A 15460-nucleotide genomic window follows, 5' to 3' on the forward strand; every position below is an offset into this window, starting at 1 on the left:
AATGGTTATTAAATGGGATCGAAAAATCAAAAATAAAGGCAATGCTATTTTATCCGGTTTAGCTGCGTAGCAGCTTAGCAGATTTCTCCGTCTACATTCTGCTTTTTCAAATATTCAACCCACTCATCTTCTAAAATCTGCTTCACATCGCATTCATCCACCTCGGCAATTCCAGCAATCATCTCGCAGGGAATCGGCGTGACAATCTCTAGTAAAATATACAAGACAATCTCCATCAATTGCCCTGGCTTAGCTTCCATCCCCATCCGTACCCAATGGTTTTGATAATATTCTTGCAGCCCATCGGGCAATTGCTTTAAACTCAAGTCGTAATCCCCATTAGCAATTGCCGGCAAAACATAGCGCAAATACATAAAATTATTTTCACTTTTGTTTGCCACTTGCTCTACAAAATTTGTATCAGAAATGCTGCGGGTTTGAATCCAGTTTCTCAGTTCATCTTTATACTCAGAATCGGTATTAATCACATACCGAATATACTCTTTGATATCATCCTGATTGAAATCAACATACTCGCTGTCTCTTAAATCTAACTCTTTTACCGGAACTCCCGGGGATACGGACAGCCGCTTTTGACCGAGGTTATGGGGTCGCCTCGTCAGCAGGAAATATACGTTATTTGGCAGAGTTGTCGGTAAATGTAAAAGATTTTCTCCCGCTTCTTGTTCGACTTCATCTAGTGCATCAACTGCAATTACCAAACGTTCGGTATCAGTGAGTTTTGCCGCCACCTTGGATAGTAAAGTTGGTAAATCGGCGTCTTCTGAATTTGGCAATTGATAGCGGTCAATTAATTGCCGGCGAATGCTCTTCAAAAACAATTCTGGTCTGTTGCGGCGTTCGACTAGAATATTGAAATAGCAGGGAGATTTATGTTCCGAGACGTATTTGGCAACGATCGAGCTTTTGCCCATTCCTGCATCCCCGACGATCGTAAAATAACCGTGAGGATTGTCGGTGATAAATTGCTGAAAAGTCTCAAAAACAAATTGGCGGCCGCAAAACCTGCGAATTTTTTCTTCTATTAACGATCTAAATTCTTCAGGGTAGGGGGCAACTACTGGTTGTGATGGTTGAGAATACTTCTGTATTAATCTAGTCCGCAGAATCCTCAACTTACCTGCACCTGCGTGGTGATCGAGTTCAGGAAAACTGGCTGAAAACCTACTGTAAATCTCTCCCATTCGCTGTTTTACAGTAGCTTCTGCTATGCTTAATTCTAGTGAAAGCTGTGTCTGATTTTGGGGTTCTCTTTCAGGAGAGATGAGTGCTGCTAATAATGTTTCGGTTTGTTCCATCGATAATCCATGTGTCCCAGATTCGCCTCTAAGGAATTTTTGCCAATCCATCTAGGTTAACCCCTTATTCAACTTTATTACAACTTACGCATCATGCACTTAAATCATCCTGAGCCTTGCCAAGGATCTCTGAGACGGCTGGGATGCTTCGCAGTCCTGAGCCTTGTGAAGGATAAGGACTCTGCATGAATGTAGTTTAATTATACCTTGAGTATACTTTGATTATACCGACCTCTAATAGACCTAAGTTTATACCTCTGGTCAACTTCACTCAATTAAATTGATGCCATGATTTTATCAAGACACAAAAACAAGTTTTGATAAACAAGAGAGGTCAGTCAAATGAATTTTAACTTATTCGGCAACTCGCACTCTGACATCGATGAAATTCCATCAAGTGGAATAGGTATAAAACTTATGGGCAAAATTGCCGATGAGCTAAGTTATACCCGCACCTCTAACGGGCGAAACTGTTTGTTAATTATCAAATATTTTCAGCCAGTACCACCCCAACCTAGCACTCAAGCTCGTTATTTTAAGCGGGCGATCGATGTTTTGAACAGCTTTAACTGGCTTCAAGAGCAACTAACTCCTCAGTCCGCTCGAAGTTCTTCTAATCAACCACTCCAAAAAATAAGCCTGCAACTAAAGTCGGATATCAAGGGTGTAACTCAAGTTTTATGGTGGATTGAGCAGTTAGAGAATCTACAAACAATTCCCGAAGCAGTGTTGCAGCAGTGCAAACTTGCAGCGATTGAAGGGTTTACCAATGCTGTTCGCCACGCACACAAAACTCTACCCTCAGAAACTCCGATCGAACTCGCGATCGCAGTTTTTGCCGATCGCCTAGAAATCAAAATTTGGGATTGGGGACAGTTGTTTGACCTGAAAGCGAAGTTAAAAGAAGAATTGCCCGAAAAAAATCTGTTTAGCTGGAACGAGCTGGGCTTTACGTTTTACTAAATTTCATTAACAAAAGAAAGAGATATTTTTGTTATGGTTGTTGATACTACCCCCAAAATTCTGGTTGTGGATGATGACCCAGCCATCCGCAATCTAGTTCATCGCTTTTTAAATCAGAAATATCACGTAAATTCGGCAGCAGATGGCGATAGTGCTTTAGAATTGTTTGAGGAATTCAAACCAGTGCTAGTAGTTCTTGATTGGAATTTGCCAGATACTACAGGCTATCACCTCTGCCAGGAAATGCAGCGCCGTACTAATGTTTTTGTGGTAATGCTAAGCAGCCGCACCGATGAAGCCGATCGACTGAAAGTCCTGTCCGCCGGTGCTGATGACTATATCTGCAAACCATTTGGTCTGGCGGAGTTAGCAATTCGTATCGAAGTTGTGTTGAGACGCATGAGGCTTGTCACTCCATCACGTATCGTATTCGATCAATTCGCGATCGATTCAGAGCGCCGGGAAGCAACACTCAACGATCGCACGATTAAGTTAACAACCTTGGAATTTAATATTTTGTATTTTTTGGCAAGTCATTCCGGTCAATCTTGGAGTCGCCAACAGTTAATCCAAAAAATCTGGGGGTGGAACTGCAACGACACAGAAGAAGGCAAACTTGTTAGCGTACATATCGCTCAGATTCGCAAGAAAATGATTCAAGTTGATGCTACTGGATCGCAGTTTATTAAAACTATTCGGGGTTACGGTTACAGGTTTGAGCCGCCCCAGCACACGGCAATAAAAATTTGCTAAGGAGGACACAGTAATGCCGTTCCCCTACCCCAAAATGATCGTAGCTTGCGGGGCGGAACGCCATCGCACTCCACGATCAATTCAACCATCCTCCGATTAATTGTAGGGACACGGCAATGCCGTTTCCCTACCGAAGATATCCTAGTTTTTAGCCGCCCCAAACCTTCTTCAAAACCTCTTGAGGAGAGATGTCTGCCATTTTACCAGTAGGAGATTTAATGCCCAAAAATCGATCGCTCTTGGGCAGCAATTTCGCCGGTTCAGTCGGGCCGAACAAAGCTATTGTATAAGTTTGAACCGCCACAGCTAAGTGCATCGGCGCACTGTCAGTACATATCATCAAATTAGCAGCAGCAATTGTCGCCGCCAACTTGCCGACATCATCCGGCGAGATAACTTTTACATTCGGACATGACTCGACTAACTTTGCCACGAAATCCGCATCTTCGGGGCCTTTCACAACAACAACTGGCAAATTCGGCTGCCGCTGCTGACAATCTTCAATTATTTGCTTCCATTTGTCTGTAGGGTAAATTTTGTCAATACCTTTAGACACAGCTAATTGACTGGAACCGCCGTGAATTAGAATGTAGCCGCTTTCTTTTACGCCCAACCGCTGCTGTTCGGCTTCCGCCCACTGAATGTCCTGTTTTGGTACATTAATTGCGATCGCCGGACAAGGATTTGTAATGTTAAATCCTTGCAGCAAATCATGGTACATTGAAGCGGCGTACTGTTCAGTTTTCAGCGGTACGGCAGCCGTGAGAAATCGAGCGCCATTGGTTCCCGAATAGCCAACTCTCTGCGGAATGCCCGTCAGCCACAGCAGCAGCCCTACAGTCCACCGCTGGCCTAGGGAAATAACTGCTTCGTATTCGCGATCGCGAATTACGCCCAGTAAATTGCCCCAATCTGCCATAGCGTTGCGGTCTTTGAAATTGTACGTCAAGACTTCTTTGACCGACTTGCAGACTCGGTAAGCACTTTTTGCCCTCGGTTCGACAATGACATCAATTTGCGCGTCGGGATAAGACTGCTTGAGGTCATCAAGAGTGGGGAAAAATAAAATTTGGTCGCCAATCCCGCCAGGGACAAGTGCTAGTATTCGCATCATAAACGATCGGGCTATTATTGATCGAGGTAGCTCTCAGAGATCGGCTCTCAACTATCAGCTTATAGTATTTCTAGACCTTAAAAGCTACTGGCTGACAGCTAAACAACTGACTCAAAAGTACAGGACGCTCTTATTATATATATCTAGTTGGGTTAAAAACGGTTAGTAAATGCACTTATTAATTCCTGCAGCGGGTTCGGGGCGACGGATGGGGAGTCAGCGGAACAAACTGCTGCTGACTTTGCTCTCTAAACCATTGCTGAGTTGGACTTTGGCTGCTGCTGAAGCTTCGCAGCACATTAGCTGGATTGGCATTATGGGCCAGCCAGACGATTTTCCTGATTTTAAGGCAATTCTGAGCGATTTATCTTTGGTTAAGCCCGTGGAACTGATTCAAGGAGGCGCCACCAGGCAAGAGTCAGTTTACAACGGTTTGCAGGCTTTGCCCCCCAATGCCGATCGAGTGTTGATTCACGACGGCGCTAGGTGTTTGGCAACTCCTGAATTGTTCGATCGCTCGGCAGAGGCTCTGTTGGGCTGTCCGGGCTTGATTGTCGCCGTCCCGGTCAAGGATACCATTAAGGTGGTGGACGAGTCTAGGATTGTGCGAGACACGCCGGACAGAAGCAATTTGTGGGCGGCCCAGACTCCCCAAGGATTTGAAGTGAAATTATTAAAGCAGTGTCACGAACAAGGGCGACAAAAGGGTTGGGAAGTTACAGACGATGCGGCTTTGTTTGAAAAATGCGGTTTGGCCGTGCGAATTGTTGAGGGAGAAGAGACAAATTTGAAGGTGACAACGCCCGTTGATTTGAGCGTAGCAGAATTCATTTTGCGCCAAAGATTCGGATAAATTATCTTCAACAAACTTCCGGTACGGGTTTACTCAAAAAAGGAGCGGTTAAAACTGCCGCTTCTTCTTTCATAAACCTGTTTTTTAGCTTTTTTATTCACCCAAAAACGGATACCGTGCCACCCACTACCGTCGTAGAAAGAGCGAAATTTTAGACAAGAGTTGCAATTCCGGTGATTCACCCAGCAGCAAGTAAATCTCAAATCGAAACATGGAAAATCTCAAATTGAGTGAGGTTTTTTTAGGAGGAATAGTTAGGGAATTTTTTGCTAGTTATTTTTGATGAGGCGAAGGAGTTTCTTATTTTTTGAGATCATCTTTAGTTTGGCAAAAAGCATTGTTTTACGATAGTGCTGTCCCCGAAGACTTAGCCGTACAACACTCGATGAGGAGAGAACACTATAGCGGTTATCAAAAAAGTGAGGATAGCCCGATGCCCGATGCCCGATGCCCGATGCCCTCATCTTTCTGAAAAAGGCTATATATAAATGCAAAACACAGATGATCCTCATTTGTTCAATCAGATTTGTACGGCTTTTTTTATCTCTTAAATGCTTGACATGATACTTATTTTAGGAGGGTTAAATCAGCCCTGCCTAATTTAGCGGTTTGACACTCCCCAGCCTAAAGGCGTGGGGATTCTTAATTCATCGACTAACCTTTAAGCGCTATGTCCTTTCGGCAATTCTTAAACTTTTCAACCGTACAAAAGTACCAATTGACGAGCCTAACTCACAGCAACCCCAGAGGGTCTATCTCCAAAAGCGTACTAGGATATTAACCTAGAGTTCGGGTATGCCCTACCCTACTTAACAAATGAACTACATTATTTATTTTCTGGTAAAGAGAATGTGTTAATTCTCTAGCTATTTTAAGAGTTTTCGCTGCTCTGTGTCCAACAATTTGTGCCTGAAAGTGTGTCTTAACTGTTTCACGATGGCAAAGGAGTTTAACCTTGACTATTCTATTATACTACAAATACAAGCAAGTTTTGGATTTTTAGAAATAGATTTAAGAAATTAAAGCCGTCCTAAAAGAACGGGGTTTTAAACCCAATCTCCCGATAAAAATAAAATCAGGATCGGAGCGAACAGCTTCGCGACGCCAAGCCAAGGTTTTTTTGCGCCCAGTAACCAAACTCTAGACTGTTTTTAGATGAGTTTGCTTGTATGGCGGTAGCAACTAAGCGACACTGTAGGTAGCAAGTCAGTCCCTGTAAGGCCTGAAGGCATCTAAAAACGGTGTTTTGCTAGACTGTTCCTAGAGAGTGCCTGCTAAATGGCTGAAAGTATTGATAGTCCGTTAGGTTTTCGATGAGTTTTTAAATGTTAAGTTTTTTGTAAAGGAGATATCAACTCTGAGCGATCCAGCACTTTCGGGCAACTTAGGTGTTTCACCTACAGCTTTGCTTCCTCAACTGTCGATCGGTATTTTTGTCCGCTCACAGGAACTCGCAGGCTCGGCGATCGAGCTTTTGAGGGGCGATCGCTACGCTTTAACCCACATCAAGTCGGCGGTGGAGTTTTTGGGATTCCTGAAGCACAGTTATCACCTCGATTGTTTGGTTGTTGAGGTAGATGGAGATCGGCGCGAACTCCTCAGCAAGCTGCAAGAACGATCGCTCTTATTGCCTGCTGTGATTTTTTCGCCCCAGCCGGGGGAGGATGAAATACCCGAAGCACCACTTTCAGATAGTTTTGAGACGCAGCCCAGTAACGCCGACAAGAGTCAAGAACAAAGTTGTACTTTTTTTTATCACCCTGCGGAGGTGCAACTGCCGATCGCCCGATCGAGCGAAATAACTGCAGCTATCGATCGGGCGATCGGGCAATTTCTCAAACTTTCAACTTTAGTTCCTCTCAACGATCGATCGGCAAAAGTCGATCCGACAACCCTATTGACTGCTCAAAGTTTGCTAAGCCGGCAGCAGCGGCGACTTGCGGAAAAATTACGGGAGCGATTAGGATACTTAGGTGTGTATTATAAAAGAAATTCCCAGATTTTTTTGCGAAATCTGTCTGAGTCAGACAAGCAAAAGTTCTTGGAGCAACTCAAGTCAAGTTATCGCGACATCGTTTTGCATTATTTTTCTGAAGATACTGCAGTCAACAATCAAATAGATGAATTTGTCAATTTGGCTTTTTTTGCAGACGTTCCCGTGACTCAACTTGTAGAAATTCATATGGAGTTGATGGAGGAGTTTGCTAAACAGCTAAAATTAGAAGGGCGCAGCGAGGAAATATTGCTCGATTACCGCTTGACTCTGATTGACGCGATCGCTCATCTGTGCGAAATGTACAGGCGATCGATTCCCAAAGAGACATCTCAACCTAGAGAGTAGAAGGAAGAAAGCAGAAGCTAAAATTTACCAAAACAGAAAGGAGAAGACGTTCGATCGGGCGATCGAAAAGCAGCAATTATTATAAAATAACAAAGAACAGCAGACTTAACACAAATAACCACTACAACTAACATCTGACAACTCATACTCAACATCTATAAAAGTTCATGAGTCCTCTCAAAAAAACCTACGTTCTCAAGCTCTATGTTGCTGGAAATACTCCCAACTCAGTGCGAGCTTTGAAAACCCTAAAGGACATCCTAGAACAAGAATTTCAAGGAGTATACGCCCTGAAAGTCATAGACGTTCTCAAAAATCCTCAACTCGCAGAAGAGGACAAAATTTTGGCAACCCCGACTCTGGCGAAAATCCTGCCGCCCCCGGTGCGAAAAATTATTGGCGATTTGTCCGATCGCGAGAAAGTTCTGATAGGATTAGATTTGCTCTATGAAGAACTCCGCGAAGAAGACCTGAATTCATAAGATTATCAGGTGACAGTCATTAGTCAGCAGTCATTAGTTATTAGTTATGGGAGCATCTCATTTTTGTAAAAAACATTTTTTTGTTATAGGGCTGTCCCCGCACGCTTGGTCAGATAAGCCCGTGCGAGCGCGGACAGCATTATAAAAGTTAATGATTCACAACTAAATAATCCTGAGAATTGACAAAAATCGATATGAATGAAATTATTCAAACGGTGCAACCAGAAAAAATTGTAACGGCAGGAGTTCAAAAGATTCGCACGATGATTGAAGGTTTTGACGACATCAGTCACGGCGGAATGCCAGTCGGCAGAACCACCCTAGTCAGCGGCACATCAGGAACGGGAAAAACTTTATTCGCCGTACAATTTATCTATAACGGAATCACGCATTTTGACGAACCGGGAGTCCTCGTAACTTTTGAAGAATCACCGACCGATATTATTAAAAATGCGTGCAGTTTCGGTTGGGATCTGGCCAAATTAATCGATGAAGGCAAGCTATTTATTTTGGACGCTTCCCCCGATCCAGAAGGTCAGGATATCGTGGGAAATTTTGATTTATCAGCCTTAATCGAACGGATTCAATACGCCATTCGCAAGTACAAAGCCAAGCGCGTTTCTATAGATTCAGTGACAGCAGTATTTCAGCAGTACGACGCTGCATCGGTAGTGCGCCGAGAAATTTTTCGCTTAGTTGCGCGCCTCAAACAAGTAGGTGCAACTACAGTTATGACTACCGAAAGGCTGGAAGAATACGGCCCAGTGGCGCGGTTTGGAGTGGAAGAATTTGTATCGGATAATGTAGTAATTGTTCGCAACGTTTTAGAAGGAGAACGCCGCCGCCGCACAATGGAAATTTTGAAGTTGCGCGGTACAACTCACATGAAAGGCGAATATCCTTTTACTATGACTAATGACGGCATTAATATTTTCCCGCTAGGAGCGATGCGATTAACTCAAAAGTCTTCTAACGTGCGGGTTTCTTCCGGCGATAAAACTCTCGACGAGATGTGCGGGGGCGGTTTCTTTAAAGACTCGATTATTTTAGCTACGGGTGCAACGGGAACCGGCAAAACCTTGTTGGTAAGCAAATTCTTGCAAAATGCTTGCATGAACGGCAATCGGGCGCTGCTTTTTGCCTATGAAGAATCGCGGGCTCAGTTGTTCCGCAATGCTTATTCTTGGGGCATTGATTTTGAAGAAATGGAACAGAAAGGACTGCTAAAACTGCTGTGTACTTACCCGGAATCTGCGGGTTTGGAAGACCACTTGCAGACGATTAAATCAGAAATTGCGGAATTCAAACCTTCTCGAATTGCTATTGACTCGCTGTCGGCCTTAGCTAGGGGTGTCAGCAATAATGCTTTTAGGCAATTTGTAATCGGAGTAACTGGTTTTGCGAAGCAGGAAGAAATCACTGGCTTTTTTACAAATACCAGCGATCAGTTTATGGGTTCTCATTCGATTACTGACTCCCATATTTCTACCATTACTGACACGATTATCATGCTGCAGTATGTAGAAATTCGCGGGGAAATGTCGCGGGCAATTAATGTGTTTAAGATGCGCGGTTCGTGGCACGACAAAGGGATTCGGGAATATACGATTACTGAACGGGGGCCGCAAATTAAAGATTCGTTCCGTGGCTACGAACGGGTCATCAGCGGTTCTCCGACTCGGATTGCGATTAATGAGAAGAGTGAGTTATCGCGGATTATTCAGGGGGTACAGGGCCCAGATGATGACGATATTTAATAGCAAACAGTCGGTTTTAGGGTGCTCTTAGCAAACACTATTATAGCTGTTGTTGAGAAACTCATACCCTGTACGATCGATTGAAAATGACAAGATTGGTTCGTAGTGCGGACTTTAGTCCGTTCTTGGGTTGCGGAGTCCAGGATGCACGCGCGATCCATTTTTGTTAGTCTAATTGATCGGACATCACATTAGAGGTAGCCAAGCAAGTCATATCAATTCCGGTTGCAATCATACATGATGTTAACGGTTAACTGTTAACGGTTAACTGTCAACAGTGAATTTACTATTCCGATGAAGAGAGGATTTGATATCAGAACCGTATTGCTAGACATTCCCCAAACCGCCGATGATACTCACCTCAACCCCCTAATTCTTCGTAATTGGGGAAATAAAAAACCTCAAACCGTTGATTTATCGTGGGTTTGAGGTTTTTAAGTGTAGTAAGCGGGCAGCGGGAATCGAACCCGCATAGTTAGCTTGGAAGGCAACCAGATAATAAGCTGTATCACTATACAGGTCAAGGGTTCCAGCTTTAACCAAAAATCGAGCCAAGTATTTTGTATCCAATTTGTATCCAAAATTCGCTATCATATCGTCATCGTAATTGGTACATAGGATGACGAATCCCCCTAGCAGGGCAAAAAAAGGGTCAGTGGTTGTTCAAACTTTTCAAGGTAGGCTGCGATTGCAGTTACCTAGGCAACTGTACGATGGCAGTCGCAAATATATGTCCCTAAACTTAGCGGACACCGCCGAAAACTGGAAACTGGCAGAGGCTAAAGCACAGTTGATTGAATCTGATATCAAGTTTGAGCGGTTTGACCCCACGCTCAAAAAGTACAAGTCACAAACTCACTTGACCGTTGTTGAGACAATCAAGCCTAAGCCAGAACTGACACTGACTCAGTTGTTTGAGAGATATTTGGAGTTCAAGAAGCCCACACTCAAGACAACAACGTTCAATTATATGGTGACGGGCATTCAGAGTTATGTTGACCGTTGCCCTTGCCAGCCTCTGTCGGAGGACTGTGCTTTGCAGGTACGCGCGTGGCTGCTAGAAGATACAACCAACAGCATGACAAAACGGGTTTTAACGCATCTCAATGCAGCGGTTAAGTGGGGGATTAAGTTCAAGATTGTGAGGGGCTTAACTGCTTCCCCGTTTGAGGGGATGTCGGCAGAGTTGCCTAAGCACAAATGGGAAAGTGACCCAGAGCCTAATGCTTTTACAGCTCAAGAGAAAGAGCTGGTGTTGGAGGCTTTTAAGAATCACAGAGGGACTTGGAACGGGAGAGGGGAAACCGGGCAAAAGCTTTGTTTTTACTACCCTATGGTGCAATTCTGGCTGCTGACTGGATGCCGTCCGTCCGAGGCTGTGGGGTTGAGGTGGTGTGACGTTGCTCCTGACTTTTCTCACATTGTGTTTAACGGTAGCGTACAACACCCAAGCGGTAAGGAGACAAGGGTTGACGGCAGTAAAAACAACAAGCGGCGTAAATTCCCTTGCAATCAAGAACTGATTCAGTTGTTGAAAAGTATTAAGCCACTAAACCTGACTGACAAGGATAGATTGGTTTTTCCGTCACCGATTAAGGGCGGGGCGATTAATTACAACAATTTCACTAAGCAGGTATGGCATAAGCTGGTTGACCCGATTACCCAAAGCAGTCGGCAAAGTCAACAGGATTGCAAGACAACTACGCCTTATTCTTGTCGGGATACTTTTATCAGCGAACAGGTTGGTAAAGGCGTACCGAGTGCGGTTGTGGCTAAGTGGTGCGACACGTCGGAGAAAGTGATTAATTCTGTGTATTTAGACGGCAAGATTTTAGAGCATTTACGCCCGCTTTGATGCTGTTAATATGTTGATTCTATGGGCAACTTTTGCGAGACAAAACTTTACAGTCGCACCTGTTGACAAGGGATTGTAAGTCTGCAATCGTGAGTAACTAAGGAAGATTGTTGCGCGGTTGCGCGGTGCTAGTAACACCGAACAAACCACGACTTCCCCAAACCGTTCTATTCCAACGTTTGGAACTAAATTATTATGTCACATTCAACTGATTTCCCTAATGGGCGATCGCAATTTTTAACGCAGCCTGCCAGTCTCCCTAGCCCTGATTTTGTCATTGGTGACAAGGTAAGCGACCACTGGATCGACGAGTTCGAGAAAGAATGTATTGAGTTTGGTGAAGTAGTCGGAGTCTGCTGGCATCCCCGCAAGCAAGTTTGGGCTTATCTTGTCGATTGGACAAGCGGACAGGGCCCAGATTTTTGTTATCCCTGTTTTGACGGGCATCTCGTTATCGGTGGTAACTTGAGACTTGACTCGACCGCACCAACCGCACCAACCGCACCAAACACCGCACCAACCGCACCAAACACCGCACCAACCGCACCAAACACCGCACCATTAGTGCACCAGCCTTTCGGCGTTTCGCACCAACCGCACCACCCTGTTTTAGAGGTTTGAAAAAAGCAGGCCAGGAGCGCGTCGTCGCGTGCTTTTCCCTTTAAACCCGACGAGCAAGTTTCATTTCGTTTCTGGTTCGTGTTGAAACAGGAAAACTCACTCGTGACTCCAGAGGTAAAATAACCACATGGATACAATAACGTTTGCAAAAAGAGTCATGTCATTACTGTGCCGTCCTCAACCGAGCGACACGGTGATTTCATTCTTGCGACGTTATAGAAGGATGACATCCCCCGCTCAGTGGCAGCATTGGCAACAGATCTTTTGCGTTGTGAGAGCACAAATACGTGCGTTGCTAAAAACACCGCTCTACGCGACATCTTTGTCGTGCCTGGTATCAGGTCTTTCACTCGTTCATGTTTTTGTCTACGCCGACGCTGGAGAGCTTGCCCTACCCGTCAAAAAGGAACTCCCGAAAACAAAGATTACTCGCGGCCCGCCTAAGCGGTTTATCCCCATACCAGATATCGAAATAGGTGGCTGTGCCCGCAACGACAGCTTAATCGCACCCGCAATCTAACGCGCGGGGCGGTTCCTCCTATGCTCTAAATTTTCCAAAAAACTAAGTAAACACCAAAAAACCGCTGCTCTTCTATTGGAACCAGGATTGCAACGGCTTTTTGGAATCATTCCCGGCTAGAGGTCGGGCAATAATCATGTCTGCACTCAATGATAGCAGCAATTTTTCCTCATTCCTAGTACCAGCTCCTGTCAACCCAAAACACCTCGCCGAGTGGGTTGAAGGTTCAGCCGTATCAGAAGCGATCGCCCGTCTCAATATCGAATCGCTAACCGCCGAAGAACTCAACGAGCGCGTTCGCCCCAAAGAAGCGATTAAAACTGCGGGATGGTGGTGTCGAGGCGTTCAGTGGCGAAACGGTCAACGCGCTGGGAACTTATTCGGTCAAGCGAAACCAGACAGACCGCACCAACCAAAAGATTCTAAGCCGCGCAAATATCTCACTGCCAGCGGGGCAGAGCCTGATGCAATTTTCCTAGCGATGCCTGATAGAGACTATTGGGCAAAGGTTCACGCTGACACATCCATTCCCCGCCACTGGACAGAGGGAGTTAAAAAAGCCGGGGCTGGGTTGAGTATTGAACTCGCAACCATTGCACTTACGGGTGTTTGGAATTGGGGCAAGGACGGAGAGCTGGCTTACTTAGTGAAGGATTGGGCGCAACCCGGAACCGTTCACTACATAGACTTTGACTCTGACTACGCGGGCAACAAATCTTGCCGTGCAGCCATTCTGAAGTTCGCTTACTTGCTGGCAGAGCACGGCTGTGAGGTACGTATCACGGTTTGGGATACCGAGTTTAAGGGGATGGATGATTTCATCAAAGCTAACGGTGCTGACGCTTTCAAGGAAGCCGTGGCGGACGCGCCAACCTTGGTCAAATGGGAAAAACAGCTCAAAAAAAGCGATCGCAAAAATGACGCTTCTAACCCTAATATTTCTTTAACTCCTCACCCGCGCACACATGGGAATGTAGTATCTTTGTCATCTTCTAGTAGTGGAAGTGACTACATCCCAGACACAGCACCTGTCGGAGAGCAAAACTTTGTACTGAAAGCTGAGGAATCTCTTTATTCGGAAGGCCATTGGGTATCTATCGCGGGACTACTTTATCGATTCACTGGCACTCATTACGAATTGCGCTTAGAGGTGGTAGAGAAGCGACGTATTCGAGACTATCTGAGTAATTACGTTGAGATGGTTCGATCAGTCCCTCGCAAGAAATATGCAAATTCTGCAAGCATTAACCAGGTTTATGACTGGGTAATTGCAGGGTTTGCGGTAGATCCAAACACTATTAATCCTGACGGGTTGAATACCCTTAATGGGGTAATTAAAGTCAATCCTGACGGCTCTTACAAGGTAGAGCCACATGATCCAAAAAACATCTATACCTATGTCGGGTGTAAGTATGACCCCACTATTGACCCGGCAGATTGCGATCGCCTTTTAGAATGTTTGGAGCTATCCCAGCGAGAAATTTTCCTGCGGACGGCTGCTGCTGCACTCAACCTAAAACTGGTGCGATCAAAGTTGACGGGGCGGGGTGTAAAAGGCTTGCTCTGCCACGGTGAAGGCTCCAATGGTAAGGACACTTTACGCGCCGTGCTCGCTGCCGTTTATGGGAATGGAATGACTGGAAAGTCTTTGTCTGACTTCAGAGCCTATGATACTGGCCGCAAGTTTAATCTGTCCGGCCTGCTAGGGGGTGTCTGTAACTGGGCTTCAGAGAACACTGCAAAAGTAGACCTAGATAATATTCAGAGTCTCAAGCAGTTCATTACTGGCGACCCAATCGACATTGAGCCCAAAGGTAAGGACAGTCACGAATACAAGCCGATTGCTACTTTCTTTGCTAATTGCAATAAGTTGCCATCCATCACCGGAGGAACCGAGGCGATCGATGGCCGTTACGGAATTCTGAATTTTGAAAAGACTTACGCCAAAAATGCGATCGCTTCTGAGGGGCAATTAGAAGCTGACCCGCGGTTTAAGGATGACGAAAAGTTCATTTTGGAACAGATTGCACCCGCTATGCTCAACAAGATGTTGGAGCGGTGGCCGCTGCTACTTTCCGAGGGTATCGACTACAAAGCAACCAAGGAAGCGATGCAGAAGGCTCAGGAGGAAAGCCGCCACCTCTGGCAGTTTGTCCGTGACGCTGGCATTGAGGTACAATCTGGCGGCCGCATCTACATTAAGGATTTGTGGGAGCGACTGCAAGAGTGGTACGTAGAAACCGGGACACTAGAAATTGAATCGGGCAATGGCGATCGCAAAGATAAGCTGATTTGGCATGACCTACCCAACAAATACGACACACCTGTAAAAGCCACAAATCAAGTGTTTGCAAGGTTTTCAGAGATTTTTCCCAAAATCCAAAAAGTACGGCATACGGAGGGTGGCAGCCTTGATCCACTTAAAGGGCAATTCTATTTGTCTGGAATTGTGCAAACTTTTGCTTCACTTGCTTCACTCTCCCACAGTGACGGGGATACAGCTTCACTCGCTGCTTCACTCGCTAAATCAAGTGAAGCAGCGAGTGAAGCTACAACCATTACTAGCAAAGGAAGTGAAGCAAGTGAAGCAGTTTTCCCAACTATTTTAGACTTTTGCAATTCTTTCTCTAAACTCTCTGTTTCCGACAAGCAAAAACTGGTAGAACTACTCACCGGCACTCCCTGCTCTGACCCGCTAAAAGCATTCAGAGTTGGAGATAAAGTGGCTGGTAACAATCCAGAGGATATGAGCTACAACTGGCACGGCCGCATCGTTGAAATCCACACGAGCATCAGTTGCAAGGTTGACTGGCAAGAGCGAGAAGGTATGAAAGGCGGACGGATAATCTCAATGCTGTTCTGCAACCTACGGAAAATTTAAC

The 15460-nt window shown here is 45.2% G+C and carries 14 protein-coding genes; 12 read left to right on the forward strand and 2 right to left on the reverse strand.

All coding sequences use genetic code 11. The features are described from left to right. Positions 1 to 74: 74 nt before the first annotated feature. Positions 75 to 1319 (reverse strand): AAA family ATPase, encoded by a 1245-nt coding sequence (locus tag QUB13_RS19155; RefSeq protein ID WP_333383508.1) that lies wholly within the window; start codon positions 1317 to 1319, stop codon positions 75 to 77. Between the two features lie 342 nt (positions 1320 to 1661). On the opposite strand from QUB13_RS19155, the gene QUB13_RS19160 reads away from it, so the two are divergent. Together QUB13_RS19160 and QUB13_RS19165 are read left to right on the forward strand one after the other, a co-directional pair. Further along, complete coding sequence (locus QUB13_RS19160; protein WP_333383511.1) at positions 1662 to 2282, forward strand: ATP-binding protein; 621 nt, start codon at positions 1662 to 1664, stop codon at positions 2280 to 2282. 33 nt (positions 2283 to 2315) lie between these two features. After that, positions 2316 to 3035, forward strand: coding sequence for a response regulator transcription factor (locus QUB13_RS19165; RefSeq protein WP_333117260.1), 720 nt, complete (start codon positions 2316 to 2318; stop codon positions 3033 to 3035). A 148-nt stretch (positions 3036 to 3183) separates the two neighbouring features. Here QUB13_RS19165 and QUB13_RS19170 read toward each other — a convergent pair whose 3' ends face one another. Then, positions 3184 to 4146, reverse strand: coding sequence for a glycosyltransferase family 9 protein (locus QUB13_RS19170; protein ID WP_333383647.1), 963 nt, complete (start codon positions 4144 to 4146; stop codon positions 3184 to 3186). Positions 4147 to 4318: 172 nt separating this feature from the next. Between QUB13_RS19170 and ispD the strand changes: the two genes are divergently transcribed. The 10 genes from ispD to QUB13_RS19220 all read left to right on the forward strand — a co-directional run bounded on the left by ispD (position 4319) and on the right by QUB13_RS19220 (position 15459). Next, positions 4319 to 5002: a 2-C-methyl-D-erythritol 4-phosphate cytidylyltransferase gene (gene ispD, locus QUB13_RS19175; RefSeq protein WP_333383514.1), complete on the forward strand. Its 684-nt coding sequence runs from the start codon at positions 4319 to 4321 to the stop codon at positions 5000 to 5002. 307 nt (positions 5003 to 5309) lie between these two features. Then, positions 5310 to 5474, forward strand: a complete 165-nt coding sequence (locus tag QUB13_RS19180; protein ID WP_333383517.1) for a hypothetical protein — start codon at positions 5310 to 5312, stop codon at positions 5472 to 5474. A gap of 933 nt (positions 5475 to 6407) precedes the next feature. Continuing rightward, positions 6408 to 7343, forward strand: coding sequence for a circadian clock protein KaiA (locus QUB13_RS19185; protein WP_333383519.1), 936 nt, complete (start codon positions 6408 to 6410; stop codon positions 7341 to 7343). A 167-nt stretch (positions 7344 to 7510) separates the two neighbouring features. Beyond that, positions 7511 to 7825 carry a circadian clock protein KaiB gene (gene kaiB, locus QUB13_RS19190; protein WP_006632119.1) on the forward strand — a complete coding sequence of 105 codons (315 nt, stop codon included), beginning with the start codon at positions 7511 to 7513 and terminating at the stop codon, positions 7823 to 7825. 194 nt (positions 7826 to 8019) lie between these two features. Then, the gene (gene kaiC, locus QUB13_RS19195) at positions 8020 to 9582 is read left to right on the forward strand and encodes a circadian clock protein KaiC (RefSeq protein WP_333383521.1); all 1563 of its coding nucleotides are present in this window, start codon (positions 8020 to 8022) and stop codon (positions 9580 to 9582) included. A gap of 294 nt (positions 9583 to 9876) precedes the next feature. Next, positions 9877 to 10011 carry a hypothetical protein gene (locus tag QUB13_RS19200; protein ID WP_333118209.1) on the forward strand — a complete coding sequence of 45 codons (135 nt, stop codon included), beginning with the start codon at positions 9877 to 9879 and terminating at the stop codon, positions 10009 to 10011. A gap of 226 nt (positions 10012 to 10237) precedes the next feature. Beyond that, positions 10238 to 11437, forward strand: coding sequence for a tyrosine-type recombinase/integrase (locus QUB13_RS19205; protein WP_333093371.1), 1200 nt, complete (start codon positions 10238 to 10240; stop codon positions 11435 to 11437). Positions 11438 to 11632: 195 nt separating this feature from the next. After that, the gene (locus QUB13_RS19210) at positions 11633 to 12058 is read left to right on the forward strand and encodes a hypothetical protein (protein ID WP_333093370.1); all 426 of its coding nucleotides are present in this window, start codon (positions 11633 to 11635) and stop codon (positions 12056 to 12058) included. Positions 12059 to 12215: 157 nt separating this feature from the next. Further along, positions 12216 to 12578: a hypothetical protein gene (locus QUB13_RS19215; RefSeq protein WP_333133211.1), complete on the forward strand. Its 363-nt coding sequence runs from the start codon at positions 12216 to 12218 to the stop codon at positions 12576 to 12578. 136 nt (positions 12579 to 12714) lie between these two features. Next, positions 12715 to 15459: a DUF3854 domain-containing protein gene (locus tag QUB13_RS19220; RefSeq protein WP_333133209.1), complete on the forward strand. Its 2745-nt coding sequence runs from the start codon at positions 12715 to 12717 to the stop codon at positions 15457 to 15459. Position 15460: the final 1 nt, after the last annotated feature.

The organism is Microcoleus sp. B4-D4 (assembly GCF_036705185.1).
Lineage (GTDB): Bacteria > Cyanobacteriota > Cyanobacteriia > Cyanobacteriales > Microcoleaceae > Microcoleus.